The organism is Helicobacter sp. T3_23-1059 (assembly GCF_053654515.1).
This window is the reverse complement of record NZ_JBSIUV010000086.1, coordinates 1-5,524: the sequence shown is the minus strand read 5'-3', so window position 1 is coordinate 5,524 and position 5,524 is coordinate 1. Positions and strand designations below refer to the sequence as shown.

The window sequence follows — 5,524 nt, the reverse complement described above, 5'->3', positions numbered from 1 at the left end:
CACTCAAGTAGCCTTAATATTACCAAATGCTAGGGGACTCAAAAAATATAATGATGATTATCCTATAATGCAGGATTTATGTGTAAGTGGAGTATTTAGTGATAAAGGATTCCCAATCATTTGCACCAAAAAAGAAAATACACTAAAGATTCAATCCCCAAAGCCAAGTAATAATAACGCAGAATCTAAAGAAGCTATAAAGCCAAATATCACGCTAACAAAACCACCGTTAAGGTTGCATTATAAGGAATATGAGTGGCAAAAGGATAATGTGCTTATAGCTAGATTTTATCTTAATGGTAAATTGCAGGAAAAAGCGCAAGATGAGCATTTTAGCAATGTAGAGCTAGATTTTGATAAAGTTTCTAAAGACATTGAGAATACGAAGCTAAAAGATAAAATAGTGATAGACTACCCTAACAAATATTATGATTTAAGGCAGGTTGATATAATGCTAGGGATTCATCATCTATGTCTTATATTTGTGATTCCTACAAAAATACCTAAAATATTTAAAGAATCTTATAAAAGTTATGAGTATAAGGAATATGGAGCAGGAAAATACAAAGCATTATTTGCATATAATGCAGATTTTGAAAACATAAAAGATTCTAGCGATTCAAGCGATTCAAATGAAAGTTGCGATGATATTACAATCACTCACATTAGGGCATTTTTAGCACCAGCCAAAGCAAAGAAATTGGATTTTGTATTTGCAGTGGGATTAGATAGTTGGTTAGAAAATGAAAATGTATGTAGCTTTAAGATAATGGCAGATGATGTGTGGTATGATAATATACAAGATGATGATGACACAAAATCAAACGAAAATTCAAGCGATTCACAATCCACGCAAGATTCACAAAAAGAAATCATCGAAATGTATTTTAGCTATGGGGAGGAAATGGTAAAATTAGAAAGCGATGATTCAAGGCATAGCAGTGATATGAATTTGCATATCGTTACGAGGGGATATAACGATGATGAACAAATGGAAATTGAAGTTAAAACACAAAGTGAATCGTTTATCATAAATGCTACAATATGCGATAATCAAGCGTTGCTAAAAAATGTCTTTAATGGCAGAAATATACCGATAGGGGAGATTGAAATCTATGCCTGAAAAAAAGAAAAGATTAGCACAAAATATCAAGCGACCACAATGGGAAAGCGTGAAAAAGGCGTATGATGAAATAAATAAAATAGATAAAAATGAAGCTAACAAAGTCTATGAAATTATTTTTAATGACGAGAAAAATAAACTTATAAAAAGTGGAAAGCAAGAATGGTTTGCGATACAAAAAGCGCGTGAAATTGCAGAAAAAACAAAAGTATCACAAGTGAGATACGAGAAGGCAGGAGGCGAAGCTTTAAGATATTTTGAGGGTAATAGAGAGCATTATAGAAATACCTGCACTTTACAAATAAGCTATGCCCTAAATTATGGTGGAATGCCTTTGCATCATTCAATCAATAAAAGGGAATTTAGCTCTGTTGGTGGTGCGACAATAGAACAAAAGGAAACGCTTTATATATTAGGAGTAATTGATATGAGAGAATTTTTACTACAAGAATGGAAACAACCAGAATTTAAAGAAAGTTTGTATGAAATAAAATCGTATGATGACCTATTATCTCGCAATAAAACACTTTTGCAAAAATTAAAAGATTTGAAGTCTAAAGGTTTGGTAACCATTGGTGGAGGGAGATTCCGCGACAAAAAATATCTTAAAAGTTTTTGGCACTCAACACCATGGAATACAGATGAATTTGTCGATGTGCAAAATGATAGAAATATAAACTATTTAGGTGGCATAGATGATGGTGTAGAGTTTTTAGCAAAAGAATTATTCTTTTGGGAGTTAAAATAAAGGTATCAAAGTATGAAAAAAATTATATTGTTAGCGTTTATTTTCTGTGTGTATTTAGCAGGATATGAACCCGAGCCAAACTATAAATACAAAGATAGTTATTCATTTGATGAGCGAGTGCTTGCATTTAAAAAAGACGGAATAATTTCTTGTCTGTATGATGAAAAATTTGACAACGGCAGACCTATAAGTAGTTTGCACGATGTTGGATATTATACAAGAATCTTTCATCCTATTTTTGATGATAAATTTTACCACGCGCAAAGAGAACTTGCTGACTATGTAGAAAAGCAAAAAAAAGAAATGCGATTTGGTAGCTTAACGCATATAATCCCTTGCATAGAAATCTATGAATCCAAAGAATACAACGCCGAAGTGGAGCGAATCGTGAAAAAATATTGCAAAGAGTGTGAGTAGGGAATCTATAATGCCAAACAATGCTAAAATATCACTGATTCATAGCAGAGATGAATTATTACAAACAATTACAAAGCACACAAAAAATGCTAAAACAATATCTCTGCATTGCTCTAATTTTGACAAAATCTCTTTTGTGAATAATGCAAACAAAGCAACTCTATCGCTTGATGAATGGCTAATATCACACTTGCAAGAATTGCAAAGTAAGCCAAGTAAACCGACAATAGAAGTGCATAATTATGGTAGCATTGATGAAAATAGCGTATTTAGAGATTCTGCAAAAAAACAAAGCGTCCTTACAATCTATGAAAAACAAAGCGATAACGCCATCAATGATATTTTATATAATTTTGTCAAAGAGCTAAAAGGCGGTAAAGATATAGATAATTTATCAAAGGCAATAAGTGAATTTTTAGAGCATAATAATGTAGATACACTAACAAATTGCATAAAAAACCATTTGCAAAAACCTATCATTGAAAAAATAAGTGCGTTTGATGAAATGGATTTTTTTGGCAACAAAGAGCATAAAGAGCAATGCAAAAATAGCATAGAACGCACTTTTAGCAAAATGATAAATGACATAGAAACCATTTATAATGACGGCAATAAGCAAATTTACAAAGAGGTTGTTAATTTCTTTTTTGGGATTATCAATATCTTTGATATAAAAAATCTTTTTTCTAAGGCAAATTTACCGCTATTTGCTGTTGGTGCATTTTTTGAGGGTGCTAAAATGGGGGTAAATATTTTTGAGTGGTTAGATTCAACATATAAATTTGCTATATCAAATGTCATTATTGAGCTTTTTATAGAGGATATTGCGCCTATTATTTTGCTTTTTCAAAATCGTATTTTAAATGGCTCAAGACAACTTAAGACAAAATAAAGGAGTCTTAAGTTATGATGCACACGATGAAAAACAAGTATATCATTCGTTCAAGAATTAGTGAGGCAAAAACAAGAGAGATTCTTAAACTTTTTTGTCTTGATATTGAGGCGGTTAAAATTGCAAAATTAAGTAACATTTCTCGCCAAAGCGTCAATAAAATCATCAATCAAATCCGCATTTTAATCATCAAAGAATGTGAGAAAACTTCTAAAAAGCAAGGTGAAAATGAGATTGATGAAAGCAACCTTTTAATATAGATTTTGGGTGCTAAAAGAGTAAGAGGAAAAAGAGGGTGTGTAGTAGGTAAGAAAACACCTGTGTTTTTGCTTTATTTTGCTTACAACTGCAAGCAAAAAGTGCAAAGGCACATTATCGAGTCAAACACTCAAAAAATGAGTTTGCAAAAGGTAGAAATCACATAAATGGCATTGAGAATGTTTTTGCTTCATTTCACTTGCAACTGCAAGCAGAAGGTGTTATGCTAAGCATAGATTAGCTAAATTTAGAGGAATCAAAAAAGAGAATTTTTTGCTTCACTTAAAAGAAACAGAATTTAGGTATAATACTCAAATTAAACAGCAAGATTTGTATAAAATCTTGCTAAAAATGATAAGAAATCAACCGCTTAAGTTGTCTTGAGCCAAACTTTGTATGAAATTACAATCTAGATTCAAAAGGCGGACATAGTAAATGCAAATCAAAAAACTTATAATTATTGCCGTTGCGATATGTTTGTTTATGTTTATGGCATATCCGTTGGGTATTTATATAAGATTTATGCCAAATTGGTGGATTCAGCCTAATTATTGGGTATTTAAATCAATGTGTAAGGTTGTAGCTTTACCAGATAGCGAGGAAAAATACAGCAAGATTCTAGCTTATTATGGATTAAAATTAGGCGATGAAAAAATTGATTTTAGTGATAGGATAAATTATAGGTGGGATATAGAAATGTATTTATATTTGGATTTGGTGGATAATACAAACCCTAGCCTTACGATAGGCAATATAAAAAGTATGGATTTTAGACCAGATTGGATATTTTATTATCCTACATTTTATGGAAACGAGGGGAGTATGAAAATTGATTTTGATTTTAAGCAAAATATGCAATGCGAGTATTTTAGTGGATTGCCAAAATCTACAAACGAACCGATTTGTTTTAAGGATAATCAAAGAATTTCTTGCAATAAAATGGTAAATAATGAATAATATTAAACAGATACAAAAAATTACAGAAAATGCAGAGTTGGCACAAGTGGCTTATGGGTATTTTCATTTGATTGGGTAATAAGTTGGACGAAAATGTTGCGCAAAGTGTTAAAGAGGCAAAGGATAAATTATGTTTAAATTTTTCGTAGGTTTTATAGTTGTAATATTGCTAATGGCTGGTTATTTTTCTGGCATAATACCATATTATATACTTTTTCCATTACAACCTAGCTATTGGGAGTTTAAGAAGTTATGTAAGCTGAATGAATTGCCAAATAATGAGGAAAAATATAATAAGATTCTTGCATATTATGGGATTAGTTTAGATACAATTAACTATGATTTATTAAACAAAAATATGTTTAAATTACAAAAAATAGCTGAATATAGAACAGATCTTGATTGGGTTGTTATAAACTATCGCACAAAAGCATTTGCCATATTTTATACAAAAGATTCAATAATCAATAGAAACAATATCAGTAACGCAGAGATTGTCCCAGACTATAAAACATTTGCTTACTATTTAGATACAGAAAGCTACGCTTCGTATAACTTAGAATGGCGTGAGCGTTCGCTTAATTGTAAGGAAGTATTAAATAAAGGAAAGCAATAATGACAAATAAAGAACAAATTGAAAAATTAAAAGATAATGCAGAACTAGCTTGGGCAAGTTATGGATATTTTGACTTGGTGGGTAAAGAATTTGAAACAAAAGCTACAAAACAAGTTGGTAGAGAAAAAAATCCAACAATAACATTAACCGACATATTGAATATGGATTATAAAGGCTATGAAACAAGCGATAGCACTTTCTTTAATACGCACGAACTCAAAGGCGACTTCTCCATTACTCAAGCTAAACGATTTTTTGAACGCTATACTTTACTCAAGCACTGCCCAAATACAGCTTCAGGATTCTCTGCTACACTATTTCAGCATAAAAAATCTAAAGAATTGACATTAGCGATTCGTGGCACTGAATTTAGCCTTAATCGTATTGAAGATTTAATCACTGATTACTATATAGGCACAAATAACAATGACACAAATATGGTAATAGAGCAATATTTTGATATGCTTATATTCTATGAAGAAAGAATTAAAGCAATATTAAAAGAAAAAGGTG

General features: G+C 31.1%; 6 protein-coding genes and 2 pseudogenes. All 8 read left to right on the top strand.

The genetic code is table 11. From position 1 onward, the window contains the following. A pseudogene (locus ACWIX0_RS12740) lies at window positions 1–1,123 on the top strand (lipase); the annotation flags it as partial. Next, window positions 1,116–1,871: a T6SS effector amidase Tae4 family protein gene (locus tag ACWIX0_RS12735; RefSeq protein WP_454174362.1), complete on the top strand. Its 756-nt coding sequence runs from the start codon at window positions 1,116–1,118 to the stop codon at window positions 1,869–1,871. The pseudogene ACWIX0_RS12740 and the gene ACWIX0_RS12735, both read left to right, overlap by 8 nt. A gap of 12 nt (window positions 1,872–1,883) precedes the next feature. Beyond that, window positions 1,884–2,288, top strand: a complete 405-nt coding sequence (locus tag ACWIX0_RS12730) for a hypothetical protein (protein ID WP_454174361.1) — start codon at window positions 1,884–1,886, stop codon at window positions 2,286–2,288. A gap of 10 nt (window positions 2,289–2,298) precedes the next feature. Beyond that, complete coding sequence (locus tag ACWIX0_RS12725) at window positions 2,299–3,180, top strand: hypothetical protein (RefSeq protein WP_454174360.1); 882 nt, start codon at window positions 2,299–2,301, stop codon at window positions 3,178–3,180. A 14-nt stretch (window positions 3,181–3,194) separates the two neighbouring features. Further along, window positions 3,195–3,822 (top strand): annotated as a pseudogene (locus ACWIX0_RS12720) (IS1595 family transposase). A 51-nt stretch (window positions 3,823–3,873) separates the two neighbouring features. Continuing rightward, a complete protein-coding gene (locus ACWIX0_RS12715; protein ID WP_454174359.1) occupies window positions 3,874–4,395 on the top strand; it encodes a hypothetical protein in 522 nt (173 codons plus the stop codon). 130 nt (window positions 4,396–4,525) lie between these two features. Beyond that, the gene (locus tag ACWIX0_RS12710) at window positions 4,526–5,011 is read left to right on the top strand and encodes a hypothetical protein (RefSeq protein ID WP_454174358.1); all 486 of its coding nucleotides are present in this window, start codon (window positions 4,526–4,528) and stop codon (window positions 5,009–5,011) included. Further along, the coding region (locus ACWIX0_RS12705) for an alpha/beta fold hydrolase (RefSeq protein ID WP_454174357.1) at window positions 5,011–5,524 on the top strand (514 nt) is incomplete at its 3' end. The genes ACWIX0_RS12710 and ACWIX0_RS12705, both read left to right, overlap by 1 nt.